This is a genomic window from Micromonospora sp. CPCC 205554 (assembly GCF_036902745.1).
GTDB classification, from domain to species: Bacteria; Actinomycetota; Actinomycetes; order Mycobacteriales; family Micromonosporaceae; genus Micromonospora; species Micromonospora tulbaghiae.
Window position 1 is genome coordinate 175,964 of sequence record NZ_JBAKHP010000003.1, and the last position, 22,171, is coordinate 198,134.

General features: G+C 73.2%; 23 protein-coding genes, 1 tRNA gene and 1 pseudogene. 10 read left to right on the forward strand and 15 right to left on the reverse strand.

Features of this window, described 5'->3' with window-relative positions; genetic code table 11:
* Positions 1-30: 30 nt before the first annotated feature.
* Positions 31-159: pseudogene (locus V6U82_RS06680) on the reverse strand (FmdB family zinc ribbon protein); the annotation flags it as partial.
* Positions 160-186: 27 nt separating this feature from the next.
* The gene (locus V6U82_RS06685) at positions 187-834 is read right to left on the reverse strand and encodes a 5-formyltetrahydrofolate cyclo-ligase (protein WP_128139205.1); all 648 of its coding nucleotides are present in this window, start codon (positions 832-834) and stop codon (positions 187-189) included.
* 82 nt (positions 835-916) lie between these two features.
* On the opposite strand from V6U82_RS06685, the gene V6U82_RS06690 reads away from it, so the two are divergent.
* From V6U82_RS06690 to V6U82_RS06715, 6 genes are all read left to right on the forward strand, one after another.
* Positions 917-3,106, forward strand: a complete 2,190-nt coding sequence (locus V6U82_RS06690) for a sensor domain-containing diguanylate cyclase (protein WP_334459870.1) — start codon at positions 917-919, stop codon at positions 3,104-3,106.
* A gap of 9 nt (positions 3,107-3,115) precedes the next feature.
* A complete protein-coding gene (locus V6U82_RS06695) occupies positions 3,116-4,105 on the forward strand; it encodes a UTP--glucose-1-phosphate uridylyltransferase (protein WP_120571750.1) in 990 nt (329 codons plus the stop codon).
* On the forward strand, positions 4,102-5,415 hold the full coding sequence (locus V6U82_RS06700; RefSeq protein ID WP_334459871.1) for a molybdopterin molybdotransferase MoeA: 1,314 nt from the start codon (positions 4,102-4,104) through the stop codon (positions 5,413-5,415). The genes V6U82_RS06695 and V6U82_RS06700 overlap by 4 nt, the downstream gene beginning before the upstream one ends.
* 108 nt (positions 5,416-5,523) lie before the next feature.
* Complete coding sequence (locus V6U82_RS06705; RefSeq protein ID WP_128138207.1) at positions 5,524-6,165, forward strand: GNAT family N-acetyltransferase; 642 nt, start codon at positions 5,524-5,526, stop codon at positions 6,163-6,165.
* 170 nt (positions 6,166-6,335) lie between these two features.
* A complete protein-coding gene (gene sepX, locus V6U82_RS06710) occupies positions 6,336-7,118 on the forward strand; it encodes a divisome protein SepX/GlpR (protein ID WP_334459872.1) in 783 nt (260 codons plus the stop codon).
* A gap of 199 nt (positions 7,119-7,317) precedes the next feature.
* Positions 7,318-7,391 (forward strand) — tRNA-Ala (locus tag V6U82_RS06715).
* A 120-nt stretch (positions 7,392-7,511) separates the two neighbouring features.
* Here the strand turns inward: V6U82_RS06715 and V6U82_RS06720 are convergent.
* The 5 genes from V6U82_RS06720 to V6U82_RS06740 form a co-directional block, all read right to left on the reverse strand.
* Complete coding sequence (locus tag V6U82_RS06720; protein ID WP_128137791.1) at positions 7,512-8,207, reverse strand: proteasome protein; 696 nt, start codon at positions 8,205-8,207, stop codon at positions 7,512-7,514.
* Between the two features lie 105 nt (positions 8,208-8,312).
* Positions 8,313-8,492 carry a DUF6461 domain-containing protein gene (locus V6U82_RS06725; protein WP_258545052.1) on the reverse strand — a complete coding sequence of 60 codons (180 nt, stop codon included), beginning with the start codon at positions 8,490-8,492 and terminating at the stop codon, positions 8,313-8,315.
* Positions 8,493-8,517: 25 nt separating this feature from the next.
* Positions 8,518-9,300 (reverse strand): methyltransferase domain-containing protein, encoded by a 783-nt coding sequence (locus V6U82_RS06730; protein WP_334459873.1) that lies wholly within the window; start codon positions 9,298-9,300, stop codon positions 8,518-8,520.
* Between the two features lie 56 nt (positions 9,301-9,356).
* Positions 9,357-9,836, reverse strand: coding sequence for an SRPBCC family protein (locus tag V6U82_RS06735; protein ID WP_334459874.1), 480 nt, complete (start codon positions 9,834-9,836; stop codon positions 9,357-9,359).
* Positions 9,833-10,180, reverse strand: coding sequence for an ArsR/SmtB family transcription factor (locus V6U82_RS06740; RefSeq protein WP_334459875.1), 348 nt, complete (start codon positions 10,178-10,180; stop codon positions 9,833-9,835). The genes V6U82_RS06735 and V6U82_RS06740 overlap by 4 nt, the downstream gene beginning before the upstream one ends.
* Before the next feature lie 411 nt (positions 10,181-10,591).
* Here V6U82_RS06740 and V6U82_RS06745 point away from each other — a divergent pair, with 411 nt between their 5' ends.
* Complete coding sequence (locus tag V6U82_RS06745; protein WP_334459876.1) at positions 10,592-11,137, forward strand: hypothetical protein; 546 nt, start codon at positions 10,592-10,594, stop codon at positions 11,135-11,137.
* A 25-nt stretch (positions 11,138-11,162) separates the two neighbouring features.
* Here V6U82_RS06745 and rox read toward each other — a convergent pair whose 3' ends face one another.
* From rox to V6U82_RS06760, 3 genes are read right to left on the reverse strand one after another with little or no spacing between them, the layout of a single operon-like run.
* Positions 11,163-12,590 carry a rifampin monooxygenase gene (gene rox / locus V6U82_RS06750; protein WP_334459878.1) on the reverse strand — a complete coding sequence of 476 codons (1,428 nt, stop codon included), beginning with the start codon at positions 12,588-12,590 and terminating at the stop codon, positions 11,163-11,165.
* A 21-nt stretch (positions 12,591-12,611) separates the two neighbouring features.
* A complete protein-coding gene (locus V6U82_RS06755; protein WP_128137798.1) occupies positions 12,612-12,935 on the reverse strand; it encodes a hypothetical protein in 324 nt (107 codons plus the stop codon).
* A 52-nt stretch (positions 12,936-12,987) separates the two neighbouring features.
* Complete coding sequence (locus tag V6U82_RS06760) at positions 12,988-13,926, reverse strand: helix-turn-helix domain-containing protein (RefSeq protein WP_334459880.1); 939 nt, start codon at positions 13,924-13,926, stop codon at positions 12,988-12,990.
* A gap of 94 nt (positions 13,927-14,020) precedes the next feature.
* Between V6U82_RS06760 and V6U82_RS06765 the strand changes: the two genes are divergently transcribed.
* The 3 genes from V6U82_RS06765 (at position 14,021) to V6U82_RS06775 (ending at position 18,247) form a co-directional block, all read left to right on the forward strand.
* A complete protein-coding gene (locus V6U82_RS06765; RefSeq protein ID WP_334459882.1) occupies positions 14,021-15,031 on the forward strand; it encodes a saccharopine dehydrogenase family protein in 1,011 nt (336 codons plus the stop codon).
* Between the two features lie 121 nt (positions 15,032-15,152).
* Complete coding sequence (locus tag V6U82_RS06770; RefSeq protein ID WP_334459884.1) at positions 15,153-17,273, forward strand: cellulase family glycosylhydrolase; 2,121 nt, start codon at positions 15,153-15,155, stop codon at positions 17,271-17,273.
* A gap of 110 nt (positions 17,274-17,383) precedes the next feature.
* On the forward strand, positions 17,384-18,247 hold the full coding sequence (locus V6U82_RS06775) for an alpha/beta fold hydrolase (RefSeq protein ID WP_334459886.1): 864 nt from the start codon (positions 17,384-17,386) through the stop codon (positions 18,245-18,247).
* Between the two features lie 6 nt (positions 18,248-18,253).
* Here V6U82_RS06775 and V6U82_RS06780 read toward each other — a convergent pair whose 3' ends face one another.
* The 5 genes from V6U82_RS06780 to V6U82_RS06800 all read right to left on the reverse strand — a co-directional run bounded on the left by V6U82_RS06780 (position 18,254) and on the right by V6U82_RS06800 (position 22,047).
* Positions 18,254-18,718 carry a hypothetical protein gene (locus V6U82_RS06780; protein WP_334459887.1) on the reverse strand — a complete coding sequence of 155 codons (465 nt, stop codon included), beginning with the start codon at positions 18,716-18,718 and terminating at the stop codon, positions 18,254-18,256.
* A 115-nt stretch (positions 18,719-18,833) separates the two neighbouring features.
* On the reverse strand, positions 18,834-19,025 hold the full coding sequence (locus tag V6U82_RS06785; protein WP_120571734.1) for a general stress protein CsbD: 192 nt from the start codon (positions 19,023-19,025) through the stop codon (positions 18,834-18,836).
* A 245-nt stretch (positions 19,026-19,270) separates the two neighbouring features.
* Entirely contained in the window at positions 19,271-19,987 is a 717-nt protein-coding gene (locus tag V6U82_RS06790; protein WP_334459890.1) for a bleomycin resistance protein, read from the reverse strand.
* A gap of 128 nt (positions 19,988-20,115) precedes the next feature.
* Positions 20,116-21,315, reverse strand: a complete 1,200-nt coding sequence (locus tag V6U82_RS06795) for a hypothetical protein (RefSeq protein ID WP_334459892.1) — start codon at positions 21,313-21,315, stop codon at positions 20,116-20,118.
* A gap of 75 nt (positions 21,316-21,390) precedes the next feature.
* Positions 21,391-22,047 (reverse strand): 4'-phosphopantetheinyl transferase family protein, encoded by a 657-nt coding sequence (locus tag V6U82_RS06800; protein WP_334459893.1) that lies wholly within the window; start codon positions 22,045-22,047, stop codon positions 21,391-21,393.
* Positions 22,048-22,171: the final 124 nt, after the last annotated feature.

A 22,171-nucleotide genomic window follows, 5' to 3' on the forward strand; every position in this document is an offset into this window, starting at 1 on the left:
GTTGAAGAGCTTTCGCAGCCGCCCCTCACACGCCGGGCACTCGGTCAGCGGGTCGTCCGAGAAGGACTGCACCGCCTCGAGCTGGTGGCCGCACGCGGTGCAGGCGTACTGGTACGTGGGCACGTTCTCCTCCGGATCTTCGGCACGGCCTGTTGGCACTCGTGGTCTTCGAGTGCCAATGGTGCGTCATGACCCCCGGGTTCGTCCAGCGGAAGCGCCCGGGCCCACACCCGGGACCGCCACCAGCCCGTCCGCCGGAGTGATCACGCAGTGCACCGGACGGTCGTGCGGCAGGGCGGGCACCGCCTCCACCAGCTCGCCGTCGTGCAACAGTGCCACCGTCGGCACGGTTGCGGGCACCCGGGCCAGCGCGCGGTCGTACGAGCCGCCGCCCCGGCCCAGCCGCACGCCCCGGCGGTCCACCGCGACCGCCGGCACCACGACCAGGGCGGCTCCGGCCACTGCGGTACGCCCCCGGGGCGGCGCGGTCGGCTCGCGCAGGCCCCGGCCGGCGGCGCGCAACGACTCCGGGCCGGTGTACGGGGCCCAGTCCAGGTCCAGGTCGTCGCGGAGCACCGGCAGCAGCAACTCGGCGTCGGGCGGCAGCGCGGCGCGCAGCACGTCCGGCAGGTCGTCCCCGCCGGGCTCGGAGGCGACCGGCACGTACGCGCTCATCCTGGCCGGCCGCAGCCGGCGTACCAACGTCACCAGCTCGGCCTGGACGGCGGCCGCAGCCACCGCGCGGTCGGCCGCGGACAGCGACCGGCGCGCGGCGAGTAGCGCGATGCGCATCTCCCGCTTCGCATCGTGCGCTTCATCCGAAAATTCCGGCACGCAACACTCCTGACGCAACGCTTGCCTAATGGTCGCTCTGTGTCAGCATCGCACCAAGGGAGCGGAACTTCCGGGGGGAAGATTGACGCTACGCGGGCGGTTGACGGCGGCTTTCCTCGCGGTGGTCCTCGGCCCCGTCCTGCTCGGCGCGTTCTTCGTCGGGGCCACGCTCAGCGCCGTCGACCACAGCCGTGCCACCGAGCGGCTCGGTCTGGCCGCGGCCGGCGTCCGTACCTCGATCGACGCGCTCTGCCAGCAACTACGCGCGGCGGCCGACGCGGTCGCCCTGGTCGGTGAGCCGGCCGCCCGGTCGCGCGCGGCCGACCAGGTGGTCGCCCGGGGCCTGGCCGCCGCCGTGCGGATGGCCGACGCCGCCGGCCGCACCACCTACGCCACGGCGGGCGGGCCGGCCGGGCGCTGGCAGGACTGCGCCGACGCGCCCGCCACCGGAGTCGGGGCGCTCTCCGCCCGGGTCGGGCTCCGCGACCCGGCCGGCACCGACCTGGGCGCGGTCGCCGCCGCCCAGCCCGTCGACCGGGCCTTCGTGGCGCGGCTCGCCGCCGTGACCGGCGTCGGGGTCACCCTCCTCGACGACCCCGGCGGCATCACCCACACGACCGAGGACCAGGGGGTACGCGCAGCGGTGCTGGCCGCCGCCGGCAAGGCGGACGGGAACCGGGTGACCGGCACCGGTGACGGCCGGTACGTGCGGCGGGTCGGTCCGTCTCCCGGTCAGCCGCTGCCGCTGGTGCTGTCGGTGCCGGGGGAACGTGCGCCCGGCCTGTACGGGGCGCTGATCGCCGCCGTCGCGCTCGCCGCCCTGCTCGCAGTGCTCGCGGCCTGGCGGCTGGCCCGGGTGACCACCCGGCCGCTCGGTGAGCTGGCGGGCGCGGTGGACCGAGTGGCGCGCGGCGACCTGAGCGCACGGGTGCCGGTGCGCAGCCGCGACGAGATCGGGCGGCTGGCCAGCGCGTTCAACCGGATGACCCGGGAGACCGGTACCTACGTGACGGCGCTGACCAGCAGCCGCGACCAGCTCCGCAACCACCTCGCGGTGCTCGGCGACACGCTCGCCAGCACGCACGACCTGCAACGCATCCTGCGGGTGATCCTGGACAGCGCGATCGCCGCCACCGGCGCCCGGGCCGGCGCGGTGCTGCTCGTCGACGGCGACGGCGTCCTCGTCGGGCGGTGCGTGGAAGGGCTGACCGGGCGCTGGCCGACGGGCGACCCGGCCGACCCGGCGACGCTGCGGGTGCCGGTCGGCGCCGGAGTGCTCGGCGCGGTGGCCGCCACCGGCGAGCCGGTGCGCGGGCGGTGGGCGCCGCCGGACATGCCGACCGGGGAGCCGTCCTGCGAGACGTACGTGGCGGTGCCGTTCGCCACCCCCGGCGCCGCCGAGCCGCGCGGCCCGGACCGGCCCGGCCACCCGCCCGCCGACGGCGACCCGCCCGGCTCGGCCTGTGCTGCGCTCGGCGTGCTCGTGCTCTACGACCGGCTCGGCGGGCACGAGTTCCACGACGACGACGTGGTCACGCTGCGGACGTTCGCCGGGCACGCCGCGGTCGCCGTGGAGAACGTCCGGGTGCACGAGGAGGCGCAGCGGCTCTCCCTCACCGACCCGCTGACCGGGCTGTGGAACTACCGCTACCTGCGCGAGTCGATCCGCCGCGAGGTGGAGCGGGCGAACCGGTTCGGCCGGATGCTCAGCGTCCTCGCGCTCGACCTGGACCGGTTCAAGAACGTCAACGACACCTGGGGGCACGCCGCCGGGGACGCCGTGCTGGTCGAGTTCGCCCGCCGGGTACGCGGCGTGATCCGCGAGGTGGACCTGGCATTCCGGCAGGGCGGCGAGGAGTTCGTGGTGCTGCTGCCGGAGACCGACGCCCGGGGTGCCACGATCGTCGCCGAGCGGCTCGGCGCGGTGGTACGCGACCAGCCGGTGGCGGTCGAGGGGAACGGCGACGAGCCGGTGCGGGTGCCGGTGACCGTCTCCATCGGCATCGCCGTCTACCCGGACCACGCCGCCGGCGGCCAGCAGGTGCTCGACGCCGCCGACGACGCGTTGTACGCGGCGAAGGCCGCCGGACGCGACGGCTACCGGCTCGCCCCGGCGCCCGATCCGGTGCCCACCCAGGAGATCCCGGTGGTGGCCGCCGGTGCCGGCCCGCCGGACGGGCTGCCCCGGGCCGGCGCGGCGGACCCGGCGGGCACCGTCCAGGGCGGCGCGTCTTCCGGTCCTCACCCGCCGCGGCAGAGCCGTGGCCGATAGTCTCGCGACATGTCGGAGCACTCAGCGAACCCCTCAGCGGCCCCCGGCCGCTCCCGCGCGGTCAAGGCCGTGATCCCGGCCGCCGGCCTGGCCACCCGGTTCCTGCCGGCCACCAAGGCGGTTCCCAAGGAACTGCTGCCGGTCGTCGACCGGCCGGTGCTGCAGTACATCGTCGAGGAGGCCGCGCAGGCCGGCATCGACGACATCCTGCTGATCACCGGTCGCGGCAAGACCTCGATGGTGGACCACTTCGACCGCCGGCCGGACCTGGAGGAACGGCTCGCCAAGAAGCCGGAGCTGCTGGCCGAGGTCAAGCGCACCGAGGAACTGGCCGCGATCTACACGGTCCGCCAGCCGGAACAGCTCGGTCTCGGCCACGCCGTCGGGTACGCCGAGTCGCACGTCGGCGACGCGCCCTTCGCGGTGCTGCTCGGCGACGAGTTCGTCAAGCCGTCCGAGCCGCTGCTGCCGGCCATGCTGGAACTCCAGGCCCGCACCGGGGGCGTCGTGCTCGCGTTCTTCGAGGTCGACCCGGCCGAGACCAGCCGCTACGGCATCGCGTCGGTCGAGCCCGCCGAGTCGGAGTACGCCGACATCGCCGAGGTCGTCAAGGTCACCGGCATGGTGGAGAAGCCCAGCCCGGAGGACGCCCCCAGCAACCTCGCCGTCCTCGGCCGGTACGTGCTCCCCGGGAAGATCTTCGACGCGATCCGGCGTACCCAGCCGGGCAGCGGCGGCGAGATCCAGCTGACCGACGCGATGGAGCTGCTGCGTACCGAGGGGGTGCCGGTGCACGCCATCGTCTACCGGGGCACCCGCTACGACACCGGCATGCCGCTGGGCTACCTCCAGACCGTGGTGCAGATCGCCGCCGAGCGGGAGGATCTGGGCGCCGAGTTCCGCAAGTGGCTGACCGAGTTCGTCAACAACGGCGACGAGACGGTCACCGCCGCCGTCCTCAACGGCATCCGCGACGCGTCCGGCGGTGCCGATACATGACCGCGACGGCCGACGCCGAGGCGGCCGCGAACGAGTTGACGCCGCTCGCCGACTACCTGGGCAGTGTGCTGCGCAGGTTACGCGCGCTGCCTCCACTCGACCTCGACCTGACCCAGGCGTACGGCAACGTGCTCGCCGAGGACGTGGTCGCCCCGCACTCGTACCCCGCCTTCGACCAGGCGGCGGTGGACGGGTACGCCGCGCGCTGGGAGGACATCTCCGGTGGGAGTCGGGGGCCGGGCTACGTCCCGGCCCCCTCCGGTATGCCCGGCGGCCGCAGCATCCGCCTCAACGTGGTGGGTGACCTGGGCGCGGCGAGCTGGCGGCCGGTCCGGCTCACCCCCGGCTCCTGCTTCTCGGTGGCGGCCGGCGCGCCGCTGCCGATCGGCGCGGACGTGGTCGTCCCGGTGGAGTGGACCGACCAGGGCATGGCCGCCGTCGAGATCTTCCGCGCCCCCAAACGGGGGTACGGCCTGCGCCGCGCGGGGGAGGAACTCGTCGCCGGCACGCTGCTGGCCCGCGCCGGCGCGTACGTGTCCCCGGCCCTGGTCGCGGTGTTCGCCGCCACCGGCATCGGGCACGTCGTGGTGCGGCCCAGCCCGCGGGTGGTCATCGTGGCCACCGGCGACGAACTGGTGGACGTGGGCCGGGGCAGCCAGCCCGGGCAGGTGGTGGACACCAACTCGCACGCGCTGACCGCGGCGGCGGCGGAGGCGGGCGCGCTCGCGTACCGGGTGGGGATCTGCGACGACGACCCGGAGGCGCTGCGCGGCCTGCTGGAGGACCAGACGCTGCGTGCCGACCTGATCATCACGACCGGCGGCACCGGCACCGGCCCCGGTGACATGGTCCGCCGCATCCTGTCCCGCCGCGACGGCGGCCGGGCCGGACCGGTCACCTTCACAGAGGTGGCCCTCTATCCCGGAACGGCCCTCGGGTTCGGTACGGTCGGCGCCGAGGAGGTGCCGGTGGTGTGTCTTCCCGGTGAGCCCGGCGCGGCGCTGATCGGCTTCGAGGTGCTGGCCCGCCCGGCCATCCAGCTGCTGGCCGGGGCCGAGCCGGTGTTCCGGCCGAGCGTCCGCGCGCACCTGCTGGAGACGGTCTCGTCCCCAGTGGGGCTGCGCGAGTTCCGGCCCGCGCACGTGGCCGAGCGGCGCGGAGGCGGGTACACGGTGCAGCCGCTGGCCGGTGGTCCGTACACGCTCTCCGGCCTGGCCGAGGCGAACGGCCTGCTGGTGCTCGGCGAGCGGGTCACCACCGCGGCTGCCGGGTCCACCGTGGATGTGCTCCTGCTGGACCGGCGCCGGTGAGCGCGAGGAGTGAGCTTGCGAGCCCCGCAGTCGCGAGCGAAAGGCAAGCTCGGTGAGCGCGAGGAGTGAGCTTGCGAGCCCCGCAGTCGCGAGCGAAGGGCCGGCTCGGTGAGGTTCCGGCGGGCGCCGGGGTGGCCGGCGGTGCTGGTGGACGGTCCGGTGGTGCTCCGGCCGTACCGGCGATCGGACGCCACCGCCTGGTCGGAGATCCGGCGCGCGAACCGGGAGTGGCTGGCGCCGTGGGAGTCCCATGTGCCCGGCGGCTGGTACGAGACGAACTCGCCCGCCGCGTTCCGCCTGGTCCACGCCGACCAGCGCAAGTCCGCGCGTACCGGTGAGGGGATGCCGTTCGCGGTCTGCCTGCGCGAGAACGGGCAGGAGCGGCTGGTCGGTCACGTCAACATCGGCAGCATCGTGCGGCGGGCGTTCTGTTCCGGGTACGTCGGTTACTGGGTGGACTCCAGGGTGGCCGGTCGCGGCGTGATCCCGACCGCTGTGGCGCTCGCCGTGGACCACGCGTTCGGGCCGGGCGGCCTGCACCGGATCGAGGTGAACATCCGGCCGGAGAACACGCCTTCCCGGCGGGTGGTGGAGAAACTCGGCTTCCGCGAGGAGGCCTATCACGTGCGCTACATGCACATCGACGGCGCGTGGCGCGACCACATCGGATACGCGATGACCGGCGAGGAAGTGGTCGCCGAGGGCGGACTGCTGGCGCGGTGGCACCGCGTACGTGACAACCGCCGCTGAGGCGAACGCCCGGCGCGGCGCACTGTGAACCGGGTCGGCGGCCCGTAACCTCAAGTAACTGCAAGCTGTGGCAAGCGCTGCCCGCCCGCACGAAGTGCGCCGTAAACGACGGTCGACGGAAGAAGTTGCGGCGGTGTGACGCTCGCCGGAGAACTTTGGTGACGGGAGGGGTGAGGGTGCCCACGTCGGTGCTCCTCGCCGTCCTCGCCGCCGCCGGTCTGCTCGCCCTCGCTCCGGCGCTGGTCCGCCGGTACGACGCCACCGAGCGGCTGGTGGCGGAGCGGGCGCAGTCGACGGCGCGGGTGCTCCAGCGCCGGCGTCGGCGGCGCACCGTGCCCGGGCGGCGACCGCTGCATCCGCCGCGTTCCCTCGTCGTGACCCTCAGTGAAGATGCCGACACGGGCAGTCTCGCCCGTCCGGTCTCCGCGCCGCCGCTGCGTCGTCGCTCGGGGCGGCTCCGGCCCGTCTCCGCGGTGCCGGCCCAGTCCCGCCGACGGCACCCGCCGCGGCGGCGGCACACCCCGGCGATCTACCGTCGGCGGCGGGTGCTGGCCGCACTGCTGCTGCTCAACCTGGTCGAGCTGGGTGGCGTGGTGCTCGTCGGACCCGGGTTCTGGATCAGCGTCTCGGTCACCGGCACACTGCTCGTGGCGTACGTCGTACACCTGCGGCAGCGCGCCCTGGCCGAGCGTCGGCGGCGGCGCGCGGACGCCCGCGAGGCGTCCTGGCTGGCCGCCCGGCAGGCCGAGGTGCGCCGCGAGCAGGCCCGGCGCGCGGCGGCCCGCCGGGAGGCGCAGCGCCGGCTGGCCGCCCAGCGCGAGGCGGTCCGGCGTACGGCGATGGGGCTGGACCGTCCCGCAGACCTGCCGCCGGCCGCGAGTGGCGGTTCGGTGTCCTACCGGCGGGCGGGCGGCCTGCGCGGACGCCCCTACCAGTCCGGCCGAGGCGCCTGACCCCCTCGCCCGCCTCGCCGACGCCGGGCTCCGCCCGGCGCGGGCGATCTTGGAAGAATCGGGCCCCTCCGGGGGCCGCTTTCTTCCAAGATCTACGGGGGCGGTGGGGCGGTTCGCGTCGTGGGGGCGCGACCTGTTAGCCTTGTCGCCGGCCCACCCGGTGAAAGCTGGGTGGGACCGACGCTGGTTCGCCGGCGGAGGGGCTGTGGCGCAGACCGGTAGCGCACCTCGTTCGCATCGAGGGGGTCAGGGGTTCAAATCCCCTCAGCTCCACCCAGTTCAAAGGCCGTTTCCGCCAGTCGGAGACGGCCTTTTTCGATCTCGCACGGATGGCACGGTGGAGGACCGCCACGGGCCGCCACCGTGCCGGTCGTCGCCGATCACCCACCGGCGTCAGTCGAACAGCCGGTCGAGCGCTTCCTGTTCGAGGTCGCGCCAGCGCTTGGCGTCCTTCAGCGCCTTGGCGATCTCCTTTTCGTCGAGGTGGTGGGCGCCCTCCTCACGGATGCAGGCGACGCTGAACGGCCCGCCGACCGACGGCGAGGTCCGCTCCAGCGCCTCCAGCACCCGCACCACGCCCACCACGCCGTACTCGACGGTGCGCGTGGTCATCCGGAAGTGGGACAGCAGCGCACCGGCCTGCTGGGCCATGGGCGCGCCCGAGCCGATGGCGTGGAAGCCCACGTCCTCGTAGCGGCCGATGAGCCCGTTGGGGTTGATCTCCACGATCCACGGTCCGCCCTGGCTGTAGCCGGCCGCGAGCAGGTACGCCGACACCCCGCCGCCGCTGCCCTCGCCGGGTACGTCCGGGATGTAGTTCTCGTAGTGCTTCTTGAAGACGGGCAGGACGCGCTCCTGCAGCTCGTCGCCGATGTCCGGTGCTTCGAGGATGGCGGTGGCCGAGTCCTGGAGAAGAGGGCGCAGGTCGTTGAGTACTCCCCGCGCGCCGCTGCCGCCCCAGGCGGCGCAGTCGCCCAGCGGGTGCAGCTTCTGGGCGGGGAAGCTCAGACCGCGGCCGCTCTCGGTGATCTGGGAGTCCGCGCCGATCACCACCCCGTCTTTGCAGACAACGGCGAGTACGACGGTCATAGGGTCCTCCTGGGCAGGGGTGCGGGGTTGGGCGCGAGGTACCCGACGCCCCGCCTGCCTACACCCCGACAGGTGTCGGCCCGCTCACTGCCCGGCGGAGCCGGGTCAGGGCTTCCGAGGTATCGGGGCGGTGCCGCACACGTACGTCGCCGACCCGAGAAGCTCCGGAGCCAGTCGGACCCCGGTGAGGTGCTCGGCGAGGGCGAACGCCGCCTCGGTATGGACCGAGAAGTCGGCGTCGTCGTCCTCGCTGAGGTCGAAACCGGCCTGCCGCATCGCCTCCACCAGGCTGCCGCGGCCGGCGTCCGCCTCAGGTGACGGTGGCCGCGGTGAGGAAGAACGTGACCGCGTAGGTGAACCGGCCCGCGTCGACGGCCTCGTCGAACTGGTCTTCGAACGAGCGAGCTTCGCCGGGTTCGAGTACGCCGCGCTGAGCCGCTGTGGCGGCCCAGCTGCGCAGGCCCAGAACGTTGTCGGCGGCAGCCGGGTCGCGAACCAGCAGCGTTCGGGGCTCGACGGTGACGTCGGCCAGGCCGAACGTGGCGAGAATGCCGGCATGCTGGTGGGCCAGGGTGCCGTTGCGGAGGAGGACGTCCGCCCGGAACCGCAGCACACGTCGCGCCAGATCCTGGTCGGCGATGTCGAGCACCTGCGTGTCGTAGTCGGGGTCCGCGAGGACGATGCGGCCACCCGGCCGGACGACCCTGACGAGTTCCCCGATCGCAGCACGGGGATCGGCGAGGTGTTGCACGGTGCGGTCGGACCAGGCGCCGTCGAAGGAGTCGTCGAGGAACGGCAGCCGGTGGGCGTCGGCGACGGCGCATTGCGTCAAGCCGCGCGCCTGCATGGTGGCAGCCATGGTCGCGGCGCGGTCCACGGCGACCACTCCGGCGTCGTGTTCGTCTCGGAGGCGGACCGCGCTCGCCCCGGTGCCCGCACCGACCTCGACGTAGCGCCGGCCGGGCACCGGATGGAGCAGCTCCCGGACCCGATGCTGATACGCCTGGTAGAAGGGCTCGTCGGCGAGGCGATCGAGCACGCCGACCCACGATTCCGGGTCTGACTGCCGGTCGACGTCGGTGAATCCGTGCACGATCCGGAGCCTATTGCGCCGCCGTCGGCTCTTGCGGCAACGGCGCAGGGTCTGCGCTATCTCGCCTCGGTGAACAGGTCGGCGTAGCGGTTCAGGTACAGCGGCCAGCCCTCGTCGTGGCCGACGCCGTCACGAACCGACTCCCAGCCCGGACCGTGCCGGTCCAAATTGCGGTGCTCCAACTCGACCCGGGTCCGCTGCGGTGTCTCGGCGACGAACCGGACCTCGACCTCGCTGGCGTTCTCCAGATCCTGTTCGAGCTGCCATGCCGGGCTGATGTCCCAGCTGAAGACGAGCCGGTCCGGCGGCTCGAAGACGAGGATCCGCGCCCAGGCGCACTCACTGCCGTCCTCGGCGCGGTCGTAGATGTGCCCACCGACCTTCGGCTCGAACACCGTCTCCGCGATCGGCGACGACAGCAGGTTGTGTTCCTTCGGCTTGAAGTCGCCGAACCGCTCCGTGAACACTGCGAAAGCCCGCTCGACCGGCGCGTCGACCACGATCTGCCGCCGCACCACCGCATCCGTTCCACTCATGATTCCTCCTCGTCAGGTTGCTCGGCGACGTCCTTGAAGCCGTCCAACGCGCGGCTCCAGTAGGTGTCGAGCTGATCTCGTAGGGCGGCCACGCCGGCGGGATTGAGCCGGTAGACACGCTTCGTGCCCGCCGTGCGGTCCGTCACGAGGCCGGCGTCCTTCAGCACCCGCAGATGCTGCGACACCGCCGGTCGGCTGACCGGCAGCACCGCGGCCAGTTCGCCGACCGCCCGCGGCTGCTCCGCGAGACACGCGATGATCGCCCGCCGCGTCGGGTCGCCCAGGGCGTCCCACCCGTCCTCAGTTCGGTAAGTGCCCACGAACGGTAAGCTACGGCTTACCATTGGCGTTCGTCAAGCCGGAAAAGCGGGTCACTGTTGCCACAGGAACGCCGCCGTCGAGCACGACCGGCAGCGGAATCCGTACCCGCAGCCACCGCCACCGAAGTTGAAGCCGGTGCGGTGATCGCGGCCCTCCGTCGCACTCGCCGCACAGTGGCCGGTGAAAGCCCGCAGGCACGAGCGAAACACCGCCGGGGCGCGCGCCGGCCGCACCCGGGGGTGGAGTCACGTCCGTTGGTAGCCTGACGCGTCCCCACGAGAGGCGGAGTCTGCCCGGTGCTCAGGATGGTGCTGCGGTGGTTGGGCGCGGCGGGCGCGGTCTGCGTGGTGGCGGCGTGCGGACCCTCGACCGCAGGTCCAGCGGATCGTTCGGCGGGCGGCGCCGGCTACTCCGCGTCGTTGTCGGCGCGGCTGGTGACCACTGAGGCGCTGCCACCGGGGTTCACCGTGGATGTCGCGACGGTCATGGCCCCGGATGCGGGCCGGCAGCGCCCCGGCCCCGAGGTGCCCTGTGCGGACATGATTCCGCTGTTGTCGGCGAAGCGGCTGACCGGTACTCCGTCGGCGATGGCCGCTGCCACAGTCAGCTCCGCCGAGGGCCCCGACTACCCGTGGGTGGCGAGCGAAGTGCTCAGGACGTACGCCGACGACGGCGCCCGAGGCGCGATGGCGGACCTGCGGACGTTCATCGGCCGGTGTCCCACCGTCGCCTCACCGGGCCGGGACGGAGGCAGCTACCGTTTCGCGGTGGTGCCGGGGCCGCGGCTGGGCGACGAGAGCATGCGCGTCGACTCCAGCGCGACTTCCGGGTCGATCACGCTGGAATGGGACAGCATCCTCGTCCGGATCGGCACCACCCTGGTGGTCGTTCATGAGCAGGGCAACGAGCCCGGCGGCGACGACCACCTCACCCGGCTCGCCGAAGCCGCGCTCCGCAGCTACCAGGCGACCGGACCCTGAACGCCCTCGGGCGATCGGCGGCAGTTCACCGCGTCGCGGCGCCGAACCACCTGGTCAGCGCGCCCTCCAGCGCCCGCTGGTCGTCGCCGGTCCAGACCACGTGCCCGTCCGGCCGCAACAGCACCGCAGGCACGTCCAGCTCGTCGCCGGTGCCGGCGACGAGCCCGACCCGGTCGGCCCAGCCGTCCACCGACAGCCTCCCGGTCCCGTCCAGCAACAACCCCCCGCCGGTACGCATCAGCTCGTACAGGCGTCCCTGCGGCAGCGGTACGTCGCGCAGCCGCCGCCCGAGCAGGGCGTGCCCCTCACCGACGTCGTACCGGACGCCGATCGCCGTGACCTTCTCGATCAGGAAGCGGTTGACCTCGTCGAAGTCCATGAGCTGCGTCAGCACCTGCCGTACCGCCTGCGGGCCGGGCTCGTTGCCGGTCAGCAGCATCTGTGCGCGGGTGTTCGTCAACACGTCAGCCGCGACCGGGCGCCGCTCGGACTCGTAGGTGTCGAGCAGATCGTCCGGCGCCCACCCGTTCACTGCCGCCGCCAGCTTCCAGCCCAGGTTGAACGCGTCCTGGATGCCGAGGTTGAGCCCCTGCCCGCCCAGCGGCGGGTGGACGTGCGCGGCATCGCCGGCCAGGAAGACCCGCCCGGCCCGGTAGTGCTCGGCCAGGCGGGTCGCGTCGCCGAACCGGGACAGCCAGCGGGGCGAGTGCACGCCGAAGTCGGTGCCCGCGTACGCGTGAAGTTGCCGCTTGAAGTCGTCGAGCGTCGGCGGCACCGAGGTCACGTCGGCCGCCGGTACGACCACCCGGAACACGCCGGGCCTGCCGGACGGCCCGAGCCCGAACCGCTTCTCGGTGCGGCGTACCTCGGTCATGATCGTGGTGATCTCGTCCGCGGAGGCGGTCACCTCCATCTCGCCCAGCAGCGTGTCGACAGTCGACGGCTCGCCGGGGAATCCGACGCCGAGCAGCTTCCGGACGGTGCTGCGCCCACCGTCGCAGCCGACGACGAACCGCGCCCGCAACGGCTTCGAGGGCTCGCCGTCGAGGTGGACCGTCACACCGTCGTCGTCCTGCTCCAGCCCGGTAACCGCGCGGCCGCGCCGGATCTCGGCACCGACCTCGGCGGCGTGCTCGGCGAGCAGCCGGTCGGTGAGCGTCTGCGGGATGCCGAGGACGTACGGGTGGGCGGTGTCCAGGTCGGCGGGCGGGGGCTTGTCGATGCCGGCGAAGAAGCCCCGGATCGGGTGCGTGCCGCCGAGTTCCAGGAACCGCTCCAGCAGCCCGCGCTGGTCCATCACCTCGATGCTGCGGACGTGCAGGCCGAGCGAGCGCACGTACGGCGGCGGCTCGGCGTCCCGCTCCAGCACGAGCACGCCGACGCCCCGAAGGCGCAGCTCGCTCGCCAGCATCATGCCGGTCGGCCCACCGCCGACCACGATCACGTCGAACAAGACTTTCCCCCGTGCCGAGTGTCAGGCGACCGTCCCCTTGGGCGGCACGGCACCGCCGGACAGGGAGCGGATGCGTGCCACGAGCGCAGCGACGATCGGCTGCTGGTCGAATCGACCATAGCCTCCGTGACGGAAGGCGCGGGCCTCGAAGAACAGGCAGGCGCGCAACTCGTCCACGTCGTCGCCGAGGTCGCCGGTCCGCTCCCACCGCTCCCGTACCGTCTGCGCGACGGCGGTGAGCGGGTCGAGGCCGCCCCGCAATTCGTAGCCGTTGTAGGTGTGCGCGAAGCGGAAGAACTCGCTGCCGCCGGCGCCGTCGTCGGGCACCCGTACCTGCTCCGCCATGGTGTGCTCCCGGTGGTCGGGTGGCCGACGCTACAACCGCCGGGCAATCCGGTCAGCCGCGGCGGAACGTGCGGCGGTAGGTGTCCGGCGGTACGCCGACGGTGCGCTGGAAGTGCCGGCGCAGCGTCGTCGCCGTACCCATGCCTGCTGCCTCGGCGACGGCGTCGATGCTGTCGTCGGTGTTCTCCAGCAGCTCCTGTGCCCGCCGGATGCGCTGCGTGGCCAGCCACTGCGACGGCGTGGCGCCGGTCGCGGCGGTGAAGTGCCGCACCAGGTTGCGGGTGCTCATGGTCGCCTGGCGGGCGAGGTCGGCGACGGTGAGCGGGCGGTCCAGCCGCTCCATCGCCCAGGGGAGCAGCGCGGCGAGCGGGTGGTCCTCGCGGGCCGGGACGGGTGTGGTGACGTACTGGGCCTGGCCGCCCGCGCGGTGCGGCGGCACCACCAGGCGGCGGGCGACGGCGTTGGCGACCGTCGAGCCGTGGTCGCGGCGGATCAGGTGCAGGCAGAGGTCGATCGCGGCGGCCTTGCCGGCGGAGGCGAGCACGTCGCCGTTGTCCACGTAGAGCACGTCCGGGTCGACCTGGACGCGCGGGTAGCGGGCGGCGAGCACGCCGGTGTGCGCCCAGTGGGTGGTGGCGCGCAACCCGTCGAGGATGCCGGCGGCGGCGAGCACGAACGCGCCGGTGCAGAACGAGACCATCCGGGCGCCCGCCTGGTGCGCGGCGCGGACGGCGTCGACCAGATCGGCGGGCGGCTCGGCGTCGGTGTCCTCGATCGCCGGGACGATCACCGTGTGGGCGCGGGCGAGGTGGTCCAGGCCGTGGTCGGGCGTGACCGCGAACCGGCCGACGCCGACCGGGCCGGGGCCGCAGACCACCAGGTCGTACCAGGGGTCGGCCAGGCCGGTCGGGTCGCGGACGAAGATCTCGCAGGCCGCCGCCAGCTCGAAGTGCAGCATGCCGTCGGTGGCGGCGAGCGCGATCAGAGTCATGTCCGAAACTGTACGGGCATTGGCGTTCGCGCCACTGGCTCGGCCCCCGGATCCCGGCGAGGATCATTCCAGTCGATCTTCGAGGGAGAGCGTCATGCAGGTGGCGGTGTTCGGGGCGTACGGGCACACCGGGCGGTTCGTGGTGGCGGAGCTGCGGGAGCGGGGCTACGAGCCGCTGCCGCTCGGGCGCGACGCGGGGAAGCTGGCGGCGGCGTTCCCGGGGGTGGAGCACCGGGTGGTGTCGGTCGACGACCCGGCCTCGCTGGACGAGGCGCTGGCCGGGGTGGCGGCTGTGGTCAACTGCGCCGGGCCGTTCGCCTCGACCGCCGGCCCGCTGATCGAGGCCGCGGTGCGGGCCGGGATCCCCTACGTCGACGTGGCGGCCGAGATCGAGGCGAACCGGGACACGTTCGCGCACTACGCCGAGCGTGCCGAGGCCGCCGGGGTCGCGGTGGTGCCGGCCATGGCGTTCTTCGGCGGGCTCGGCGACCTGCTGGTCACCGCCGCGATGGGGGACTGGACGGCGGCCGACGAGGCACACGTCGCGTACGGGCTGAGCAGCTGGCACCCGACGGCCGGGACGGTCGCCTCCGGCGTCGTCTCGCGCGAGCGCCGCGACGGCCGGCGGGTTCGCTTCACCGACGGGCGCCTGGTGTACGCCGACGGCGACCTGCCCCGGCTGGACTGGGAGTTCCCGGCGCCGCTCGGTGTCCGGCCGGTGCTCGGCGAGTTCACCATGGCCGACGTGGTGACGGTGCCGAGCCACCTGGACATCCCGGAGGTGTGCACGTACATGACCGTGAACGCGGCGGGGGATCTGGCCGCGGGGGACGCCCCGGCCGCTGTGGACGAGCGTGGCCGGTCCGCGCAGACGTTCACAGTCGACGTGGTGGTGCGCGCGGGTGACGTGCGGCGGCGGGTGGTGGCCCACGGGCAGGACATCTACGCGATCAGCGCGCCGCTGGCGGTCGAGGCGGTCCACCGGATCCTGACCGGGCGGACGCGGGCGACCGGTGTCGCCTCGGCCGGCCGGATCTTCGACGTGCCCGATTTCCTGGGCGCACTGTCGGCGCACCTCACTGTCGAGACGCCAACGGCCGCCTGACGCCGCCCGCATCCACGTCTGCCGATTGACAATGTTTGGAATCCAAACTTACTCTCGCGCTGGGCGGGTGCGCGCCCCGCCTTCCCCGTCCACGCGCCCACCCCACCACGAAGGAACCACCATGTTCCGCTCTCCCCGTACCGCCCGATTGCGGGTCGGCCTGGTCGCCGCGACCGCCGCCGCGCTCGTGACCGGCACCGCCGTGATGGCGACGAACGCCCAGGCGGCGGCCGGCTGCCGCGTCACCTACACGACCGCCAGCCAGTGGCCCGGCGGTTTCACCGCGAACGTCGACGTGACCAACCTCGGTGACCCGATGAACGGCTGGAACCTGCGCTGGACGTTCCCGTCCGGCCAGCGGGTAACCCAGGCGTGGAGCGCCACGGTCACCTCCTCCGGCGCCGACGTCACCGCCACGAACGTCGGCTACAACGGCGCCATCGCCACCAACGGCAGCGTCTCGTTCGGCTTCAACGGCTCCTGGTCCGGAGCGAACACCGCGCCCACCGCGTTCTCGCTCAACGGCGTGGCCTGCACCGGCGGCGTCGGCGGGACCACCCCGCCGCCGACCACCACGCCCCCGCCGACCACGCCGCCCCCGACCACCCCGCCGCCCACCACACCACCGCCCACGACCCCACCGCCGGCCGGCAACGCCATGGCCGCGGTCGCCGCCATGCAGCCCGGCTGGAACCTGGGCAACTCCTTCGACGCGGTCGGCGCGGACGAGACCGCGTGGGGCAACCCGCGGGTCACCGAGGCGCTGCTCGACAACGTCCGGGCGCAGGGCTTCAACAGCATCCGCATCCCGGTGACCTGGAGCAACCACCACGGCGCCGCGCCGAACTACACGATCGACGCTGCCTGGCTGAACCGGGTACGCGAGGTGGTCGGCTGGGCGCTCGCCGACGGCTTCTACGTGGTGCTCAACATCCACCACGACTCGTGGCAGTGGATCAACACGATGCCCACCGACCGCGTAGGCGTGCTGAACCGCTACAACGCGCTCTGGACCCAGATCGCCGCCGCGTTCAAGGACTCCTCGCCGAAGCTCACCTTCGAGAGCGTCAACGAGCCCCAGTTCACCGGCAGCTCCGGCGACGCGCAGAACGCCACGCTGCTCAACGAGCTGAACACGTCGTTCCACCGCATCGTCCGCCAGTCCGGCGGAAACAACGCCACCCGGCTTCTCGTCCTGCCGACCCTGCACACCTCCGCCGAGCAGGCCCGGGTGGACGAGCTGGTCAGCACGTTCAACACGCTCGACGACCCGAACCTGATCGCCACCGTCCACTTCTACGGATACTGGCCGTTCAGCGTGAACGTCGCCGGCGGCACCAAGTTCGACGCCACCGTGCAGCAGGACCTGACCGACCAGTTCGACCGCGTCTACAACGCCTTCGTCACCCGCAACATCCCGGTGATCATCGGCGAGTACGGCCTGCTCGGCTTCGACCGCCACACCGGCACCATCGAGCAGGGCGAGAAGCTCAAGTTCTTCGAGTTCCTCGGCCACTACGCGCGCAGCCGCAAGCTGACCACCCAGCTCTGGGACAACGGCCAGCACTTCGACCGGACGTCCTTCGTCTGGAAGGACCCCGAGCTGTTCGCGCAGATCAAGTCGAGCTGGACCACCCGCTCCGGCACCGCGTCCAGCGACCAGGTGTACGTGCCGCGTACCGGCTCGATCACCGCCAGGAGCCTGACGCTCAACCTGAACGGCACCACGTTCCAGGGGCTGCGCCAGGGCACCACCGACCTGGTCAACGGCACCGACTACACGGTCTCCGGCAGCACTCTGACGCTCACCGCGTCGGCGCTGACCCGGCTCGTCGGCTCCCGCGCGTACGGGGTGAACGCCAACCTCCAGGCCCGCTTCTCCGCCGGCGTGCCGTGGCGGATCAGCATCATCACGTACGACCCTCCGGTGCTCTCCAACGCGACCGGCACCACCGCCGCGTTCACGCTCCCGGCACAGTTCCGCGGCGACCAACTCGCCACGATGGAGGCGAAGTACGCCGACGGCAGCAACGCCGGCCCGCACAACTGGACCTCGTACAAGGAGTTCGACGTGACGTTCGCGCCGAACTACACCGGCAACACGATCGCGCTGAAGCCGGAGTTCTTCGCCGAGGTCAACGACGGCCAGCGGGTCACGCTCACGTTCCACTTCTGGAGCGGCACGAAGCTGACCTACTACGTGACCAAGTCCGGCAGCACCGTCACCGGCACGGTGAGCTGACCGCGACGGCACGGCTCGCGGCGGTGGGCGCCGACACCGCCGCGAGCCGCGCCCGGCACGAGTTTCCGCAGCACCGATGATTCTCCCGGCCGGCGCCGGTCGACAGAGGCATGAAGACGCTCACTCTCCAGACGCCCGAGGTCGACCTTGTCTACGACGTCCACGCCCCCACGGCGGCCGAGGGCGGGCACCGCCCCCTGTTCATGATCGGCCAGCCGATGTGCGCCGACGGCTTCACCACGCTCGCGTCGTACTTCCCGGACCGCACCGTCATCACGTACGACCCGCGCGGGCTCGGCCGCAGTGTCCGCAAGGACGGCCGGAACGACTCGCTGCCCGAGGTGCAGGCCCGGGACGTACGCGACATCGTCGACGCCCTCGGCGTGGGCCCGGTCGACATGTTCGCCAGCAGCGGCGGCGCGGTGACAGCGCTCGCCCTGGTGGCCGCGTACCCGGACGTGGTGACGACGCTGGTGGCGCACGAGCCGCCGCTGACCGCGCTGCTCCCCGACGCCGAGGCGGCCGGCCGGGCCATGGCCGCCTGCCAGGAGGCGTACCAGAGGAACGGCTGGGGCGCCGGGATGGCGGCCTTCATCGTCCTGACGTCGTGGCGGGGCGAGTTCACCGACGACTACTTCGCGCAGCCCGCGCCGGACCCCGCCGCGTTCGGGATGCCGGCCGAGGACGACGGCAGCCGGGACGACCCGCTGCTCTCCGACCGGTCCGCGGCGGTCACCGTCTACCGGCCGGACGCCGACGCGCTGCGCGCGGCACCGACCCGCGTGCTGATCGCGGTGGGCGAGGAGTCGGCGGACACGCTCACCGCGCGGACGTCGGTGGCCACCGCCGAGCTGCTCGGCGGACAGCCCGTGGTCTTCCCGAGCCACCACGGCGGGTTCCTCGGCGAGGAGATGGGCCACGCCGGGCAGCCGGAGGCGTTCGCACGCCGGCTGCGGGAGATCCTGGACGCCTGATCGGGTTCAGGCCCGGCGCACCTCGGTGAGCATCGCGGGGTAGGGCCCGGCCGGTGTGCCGGGCCCGGCCTGGTCCGCGGGGACGACGTTCTCCATCCGTAGCCGCAGGAGGGCCGGGTCGGCGGTGTCGAGGACGATTCGCCACTCCCAGCCGCCGCCGTACCCGGCGGTCAGCTCGACCGTCGACGCCCCGCCCGCCGTGCCGGTGAGCGTCATCGGCGTCGGCTGCTGGTGCCACGAGTCGCCCCACCAGGCGACGAGCGAGCCCGGCCGGTCGCCCGCGGCGACCACCAGCAGGCCGTCCTGCGGGCCGTCGTCGGGGTGGTCCCACGAGTACGACACGGTGGTCAGGTGCCCACCGGCAGCAGTGGCGACAGTGAGCGCGGCCGGTGACTCGGCGAGTGGATCGGCGGGCATCAGCCGGAAGCCGTTGGTGCCTGTCCAGGAGCCGGTGACGTCGGTGAGAACCATCGCCCCAGGATAGGAACCACCCCCGACACCGCCCTTCCACGCCGGTCCGGGGAGATCTTGGAAGATGTCGGCCCCTATGAGGGCCGTTTGCTACCAAGATCTCAGGCGGGCAGGGTCAGGCGGAGAAGTTGTCGTCGGCGTCGCGGGCGTCCGCCTGGATGTGCTCGCCGGGGCGCTTGCCCCGGATCTCGTCCTGTTCGCGTACCCGGTCCGCTTCGGCGTGTTCGTCCTGGTTCAGATCACCGAGCCGCGCCCGGGCCGGACCGGCCAGGTCCTCCAGGTCGTTCTTCGCGCGCTCGACGCTCATGCCGCCTCCCCGGGATCGTCGCGTGGCGGCGCTCGCCGCCTGCCGCGTCGCGTCCCCGCTGACCCGGCCGGCAAACCGCCGCCACCGGCCCGGCTCCGCCGCGCGACCCGGGCCGCCGCGCCGCCTCGGCTCGGGCCGGCTGCGCTGCTTCGACCCGAGCCGGCTGTGCTGCCGCGACCGGGCCGGCTGCGCTGCTTCGACCCGAGCCCGCCGCGCGCCGCGACTGAACCGGCCGCGTCGGGCGGCTATGCGGGCGGCATGGTCGCGGTCAGATCCTCGGCGTGCCGCAGCGTATCGGCCAGCGCGTCGCGCGACTCGTCGTCCAGCGGGATCGAGCGGGCCTGCCGCACCAGCTCCCGCGCGGACTCCGGCTCGCCGAGTTGCAGCGCCAGCTCCGCCCGGTAGACCAGTGCCTCCACCTGGACGGCCGGGTCGTCGGCGGCCTCCCGGCGGGCCAGCGCGCCGTCGAGGATCCGCGCGGCCTGCCGGGGATTGCCGCGCGAGTCGGCCTGCACCACCGCGTTGCGCAGCGTGCGGGCCAGCCCGCCCCGGTCGTCGGTCTCCGCCGGGATGGCCCGTCCGACGAACCGGATCCAGTTGCCGCCGGGGTCGACGATGCTGAACCCGAAGTGGCCCTCCTGGTTGCCGCGGGGCCGGGGCCGGGTCATCCGGGGTACGCCGGAGACGAGCAGCTTTCCGTACGTGGCACGCATCCCGTCGGCGAAGGCCCGGTGGATGTCGACCAGGTCGTCCACCACCACCAGGCAGGAGCCGTACGAGTCGGCGGGATCGAACTGCGGCATTCCGAAGAAGTGCAGATGGAGATCCTCCCGCCGCAGCGTCAGGTACGGGTTGGGGCGCTCCTGCCGGTACGTGACCTCGAAGCCGAGGGCCTGGTAGAAGGGCGCCACGTCGTCCAGGGAGCGGCACGGCAGCAGGGGGATGGTCGTCTCGTTCGCCATGCTCCGAGCCTGGCGACCGAGGGCCGGCACGCGCACATGGAAATGTCCGACCGGCTGCCGGCGTCACCCGAACGGACACGGGGGCCGGTCCGCTGTGGACCGGCCCCCGCGCGGGGTGTCGCGTGAGGTCAGGGCTTCCAGGACCCGGCGGAACGGAAGCGGTGCTTGTATTCGACGACGCCGTTCTGGTCCTTCACGTCGAAGATGAGCTGCCCGCTGCGCTTGGAACCCTCGGGCAGGTTGTTGCCCGAGGTCATGAGCTTGCCGCAACCGGAGAAGGCGCCGCCGATGCCGCTCTCCTCGGTGCCGTCCGCGGCGACCCAGGTGAAGTAGAACGGGTTGATCGAGCCGGTGCCCTTGGTGATCTCGGCGGTCACGTCGGCGATCAGGAACATGCCGTTCTTCGGGCCGGGCATGACCTCGCTGCACGCGGCGTTCTTCGTCCGGAAGTTGCCGACGGTGATCTCGATGGTGCCGCTGTCGTCGTTGACGACCAGCTTGTCGCCGGCCGGCATGTTGAACGTCTTGTCGTCGGTGTTGCCCGGCCGCGGCGTGCCGGTGGGAGCGCCCGTCGGGGTGTCACCTGTGGGCTGGCCGTAGGTGACGCCGGGCGTGGGCAGCGAGTCGATCGCCTCCTGGGTCTTCTTCGCGCCGCTGTAGATGGCGAAGATGCCGCCACCGCAGCACAGCAGCAGCAGGATCACCGCGATGACGCCGACCGTGATCCACACGTTCTTGTTCGACTTCTTCGCCGGCGGCCCGAACGGCGCTCCGGGCGGCGGCGGATACCCGCCACCACCCGGCGGCGGGTACCCACCCGGCGGCGGGTACGCCCCGCCCGAGGGCTGGTACTCACTGCCCGGCGGCTGGTACGCGGCACCCGGGGGCTGGTACTCGGACCCCGGAGGCGGGTAAGCCGCACCCGGTGGCTGGTACTCGGACCCCGGCGGCTGGTACGCCCCGGCCGAGGGCTGGTACTCGCTGCCCGGCGGCGGGTAGGGCGCGCCGGAGGTGGGCGGCGCCGGCGGGAACGCCGTGGTGGGAGCGGGCGCGGGCGGGTACTGCTCGCCCGGACCCGGCTGCGGCGGATAGGGCGCCCCGGAGGTCGGCGGCTGCGGCGGACCGGAGACCGGCGGCGCGCCGGAGACGGGCGGCTGCGGCGCGTCCGAAGGCGGCGGGTAGGGCGCACCCGAGGTCGGAGCGGGCGGCGGCGCGTACGGGCTGCCCGGCACCGGCGGCATCGGGGCGGTGGGGAACGCCTGCGTCGGCGGTTCCTGCGGCTGCTGGTTCGGGTCCGGTGACCCGGACGGAGGCTGAGGGTGGCTCACCGTACTCCTTGGGCGCCTTCGGAATTTTCAGTCGGAACGACGGTACAAGCCGGGCACAACCCGCCCGGCAGTGCCTCATCGATGTGGCAGGACGGCCGCGGTGCGGACCAGGTCGTCGTCCACGGCGAACCGTCCGGTCACCGCTGACGGCGGATCGGGCACCGGGGCGGCGGCGATCCGGGCCGGCGCGATCTCGGCGTGGAAGGTGCCCGCGTCCGGGTCGAGCACGACGCGCGCGTCGGCGAAGCCCAGCCACGTTCCGACCAGCGGGTGCCAGACCTTGTAGACGGTCTCCTTCGCGCTGAACAACACGGTCGGCCAGGGCGTGCCGGACGGCAGCCGGGCCAGGTCCGCCTCCTCGTCGGGGCGGCACACCTTCCGGCGTACCCCCGGGGAGAGCGGCCGGTGGCGCTCGGCGTCGATACCGACGGCGCGCACGTCGGTGACGCGGGCGGCTGCTGCCGCGCAGTAGTCGCGGGTGTGGGTGATCGCGCCGACCACGCCGGGCGGCCAGATCGGGGCCCGGTCGGCGCCGGCCGGCACCGGCGTGACGGGCAGGCCGAGCGCGCCGAGCGCCCGGCGGGCGCAGACGCGCCCGGCGGTGAAGTCGCGGCGGCGGCCGGGCACCGCGCGCTCACCCAGGGCGGCCAGCTCGGCCGGGAGCAGGTCACCGGCCCAGTCGGCCGGGCCGGCCACCGCCACGGCGACCTCGGCCGGAAGCAGATCACGCACGAGAGGTGGATGACGGGGACACGCGGTGAACGTACCGTAACGCTTGGGCGTGCCGCTGCGCTGAAGGAACGTTGCGGGGAGGCAACCGGTCCATCACCACCCATTCCCGATTCGGAAGGAGCGG